3 protein-coding genes are annotated in these 3,624 nt (G+C 72.4%); 1 reads left to right on the forward strand and 2 read right to left on the reverse strand.

The window, feature by feature from the left end:
* Together HUU95_RS10900 and HUU95_RS10905 are read right to left on the reverse strand one after the other, a co-directional pair.
* A partial coding sequence (locus HUU95_RS10900) for an amidohydrolase family protein (RefSeq protein ID WP_174280136.1) occupies positions 1-756 on the reverse strand: 756 nt, incomplete at its 3' end.
* A 79-nt stretch (positions 757-835) separates the two neighbouring features.
* Positions 836-1,774, reverse strand: a complete 939-nt coding sequence (locus HUU95_RS10905; RefSeq protein WP_217429821.1) for an NADP-dependent oxidoreductase — start codon at positions 1,772-1,774, stop codon at positions 836-838.
* A gap of 126 nt (positions 1,775-1,900) precedes the next feature.
* Between HUU95_RS10905 and sppA the strand changes: the two genes are divergently transcribed.
* On the forward strand, positions 1,901-3,624 hold a 1,724-nt coding region (gene sppA / locus HUU95_RS10910), incomplete at its 3' end, for a signal peptide peptidase SppA (protein WP_174280138.1).

Consider the following 3,624-nt stretch of genomic DNA (forward strand, 5'->3'; position numbering starts at 1 on the left):
GGGCGCGGCGACGCGGCGGCCCGCGTCGTGCGCCGCCCCCACCGCGCCCGCCATCTCGGCGATGGTGAAGGTCGGGGTCGAGCCGCCGGCGGTGACCGCCAGCTTCTGCCACGGCGCGGCGTTGCCGTAATAATGATAGTCCGCGTAGAGCTTCACCACCTCGGCGCCCTCGCCCATCTGGTGCCGCGCCGCCTGCGTCACGCCGTCGCCGCTCGCCTCTTCCGCGCCCTGCGGCACATCGAACGCATAGCCGCGCGGACCATAGGAGCCGGTCGCCACGATCGCGCGGTTGGACGAGAGCAGGCGCGGCCCAGGCACGATCCCGCCCTCGATCGCGAGCTTCAGCCCCTGATCGGCGTTGCCCGCCCCCTCCGTGCCGAGGTCGCGTACGGTGGTGAACCCCGCCGCGAGCGTCGCGCGCGCCGCCGCCACCGCGCGCGCGGTGCGCAGCGCCAGCGGCTCGTGGAGCACCTGATCGTTCCAGTTCGTCTCGTTGTACGGATGGAGGAACAGGTGGACGTGCGCGTCGATCAGCCCGGGGATCAGCGTGTCGCCGGGCAGCTCGATCGTCTCCGCCCCGGCGGGCGCGCTGACCGCCGGACCGACGGCGGCGATCTCGTCGCCGGTGACGAGCACCGACCAGCCGGCATGCAGCGCTTCGCCATCGAACACGGCGGCGGGGTGGAGGAGGATGCTGGTCGGCGCCGGCGCGGCGGCGGTGGCGAGCAGGGCGGCGAGGGGGAAGAAGCGGTGCATGCGGCATGGTGCCCCGGTCGATCCGCTCCCGCAAGGGGAGTGGCACGCGGCGTCACGCGCGGCTGGTATCGTGACGAGCCTAGACGGTCAGCACGATCTTGCCCCGCACCCCGCCGCCATCCTGTCGCGCATAGGCGGCGACCACCTCGTCGAGCGGGAACGTCTCGCTCACCGTCACCGCGACCGTTCCGGCCGCCAGCAGGTCCGCGATCTCGCCCAGCTGCGCCGCGTTGGGCGTCGCCATCCAGTGCGGCGCGACGCCGATGCCGCGCTCGGCCGTCTCGGGCGGCTCCAGCGTCGAGACCAGCCGGCCGCCGTCGCGGATCACCGCGAGCGAGCGCCGGCCCGTCTCGCCGCCGATCAGGTCGAGCACCAGATCGACGCCGCGCACCCGGTCCTCGAACCGCTCGCGCTTGTGGTCGATCGCCTCGTCCGCCCCGAGCCCGCGCACGAAATCGAGGTCGTCCGGCCCCGCCGTCGCGATCACGCGCGCGCCCTTCGCGTGCGCGAACTGCACCGCGAGATGGCCGACGCCGCCGGCGCCGCCGTGGATCAGCACCGTCTCGCCCGGCTGGAGCCCGCCCTGGTCGAACAGCGCCTGCCAAGCGGTCATCGCCGCCAGCCCGGCGCCCGCGCCCGTCGCGAAGCTCACGCCGGCGGGCAATGCGACCAGCTCGACCGCCTTGATCACCACGAACTCCGCCTGCGCGCCGCGATCGAAGCCGATATGCGCGAACACCCGGTCGCCGTGGCTCAGCATGTTGTGCGCGCGGGTGCCCACCGCCTCGATCGTCCCCGCGACGTCGCGCCCGAGCGTGAGGGGCAGGTCGTCCGCCGTCCCCGGCGGGAACTGGCCCTGCGCGGTCTTAATATCGACCGGATTGATGCTCGCCGCCCGGACGCGGACCAGCACCTCGTCGTCGACCGCCTGCGGAATATCGGCCGGCTCGACCGCGAGCCCGCCCTCGCCGAAGCGGGACAGGCGCGCGGCGCGCATGCGGGGCGGTAGATCGGGCATGGCTTGCTCCTCCATAGGCGGGATGAACGCGGACGCCCGATCATAAGCTCCGGCCATGACCCTGGGCGTATTGCTCGCGCCAGACACCTTGGGCTAAGCTGTCGGGTGACGAAGGAGAAGATCCCGGTGAAGCTGGTCAAGGGCGCATGGAAGCTGCTGGTGGGCATCAAGGACGCGCTCGCGCTGTTCCTGTTGCTGCTGTTCTTCGCGGGGCTGTTCGCCGCCCTGTCCGCGCGGCCGGGCAACAAGCCGATCGCCCCCGGCGCGCTGGTGCTCAAGCTGGACGGCGCGATCGTCGAGCAGCCGGCGGACCAGGACGTCACCGCCTCGCTGTCCGGGCAGAGCGTCGGCCACCAGTTCCGGCTGCGCGACGTGATCCGCGCGATCGACGCCGCGCGCGCCGACGTTCGCGTCAAGGCGATCGTGCTCGACCTGGACGCGTTCGGCGGCGGCTATCCGGCCGCGATCGCCGAGGTTGGCGACGCGCTGCGCCATGCCCGCGACGGCGGCAAGCCCGTGCTCGCCTATGCCACCGCCTATACCGACGCGGGCTACCGCCTCGCCAGCAACGCGACCGAGATCTGGCTGCATCCGCTGGGCGGCACGATCTTCGCGGGGCCGGGCGGGTCGCAGCTCTATTACAAGGGGCTGATCGACAAGCTGGGGATCACCACCCACGTCTACCGGGTCGGCCGCTACAAGAGCTATGTGGAGCCCTATATCCGCGCCGACGCGAGCCCGGACGCGCGCGCCGCCGAGGGCGCGCTGCTCAACACGATCTTCGCGCAATGGAAGGAGGGCGTGCATCGCGCCCGGCCCAAGGCGCAGATCGACGCGTTCCTCGCCGCGCCCGACAAGGCGATCCTGGCGACCGGCGGCGACATCGCGCAGGCGAACCTGCGGGCCGGCATCGTCGACCGGCTGGGGGACCGCACCGCGTTCGGCGCGCGCGTCGCGCAATTCGCCGGGCAGGACCGGGTCAAGCTGGCCGGCGCGTTCGATCAGATCCGCTATGCCGACTGGATCGCCGCACATCCGGAACGGGCGGGCGGCGACGCGATCGGCGTGCTGACGGTCGCGGGCGACATCGTCGACGGCAAGGCCGGCCCCGGCTCGGCCGCCGGCGACACGATCGCGCGGGCGATGCTGGACGGGCTCGCCAACCAGAAGCTGAAGGCGCTGGTGGTGCGCGTCGACTCGCCGGGCGGCTCCGTGCTCGCCTCCGAGCGCATCCGGCTGGCGATCATTGAGGCCAAGAAGGCCAAGCTGCCCGTCGTCGTGTCGATGGGCGGGCTCGCCGCGTCGGGCGGCTATTGGGTGTCGACCGCCGGCGACACGATCTTCGCCGAGCCCAACACGATCACCGGCTCGATCGGCATCTTCGGCATCATCCCTACCTTCGAGAAGACGCTGGCGAAGATCGGCGTCACCGCCGACGGCGTGAAGACGACGCCGCTGTCGGGGCAGCCGGATATCTATGCCGGCACCAACGCGACGTTCGACGCGATGCTGCAGGCCGATATCGAGAACGGCTACCGCCAGTTCGTCGGCCGCGTCGCAGCCGCGCGCCACCTGACCCCGGCGCGCGTCGACCAGATCGGGCAGGGCCGCGTCTGGGACGGCGGCACCGCGCGCCAGCTCGGGCTGGTCGACCGGTTCGGCACGCTGTCCGACGCGATCGCGGAGGCCGCGCGGCGCGCCGGGCTGAAGCCCGACGGCGTCCACCCGGTCTATCTGGAGAAGCAGCCGAGCTGGTTGTCGCAGCTCGTCCAGGGGTTCGGCGACAAGGATGACGACCAGGCCGGCGGCGACGTGTTCGCGACGATCGCGGGCCAGCAGCGCGGACTGGC

Source organism: Sphingomonas bacterium (assembly GCF_903643065.1).
In the GTDB taxonomy this organism is placed as follows: domain Bacteria; phylum Pseudomonadota; class Alphaproteobacteria; order Sphingomonadales; family Sphingomonadaceae; genus Sphingomonas.

Coding starts and splice junctions, on each gene's coding strand:
- HUU95_RS10905 (WP_217429821.1), bottom strand. CDS start 1,774: ATGCCCGATCTACCGCCCCGCATGCGCGCCGCGCGCCTGTCCCGCTTC.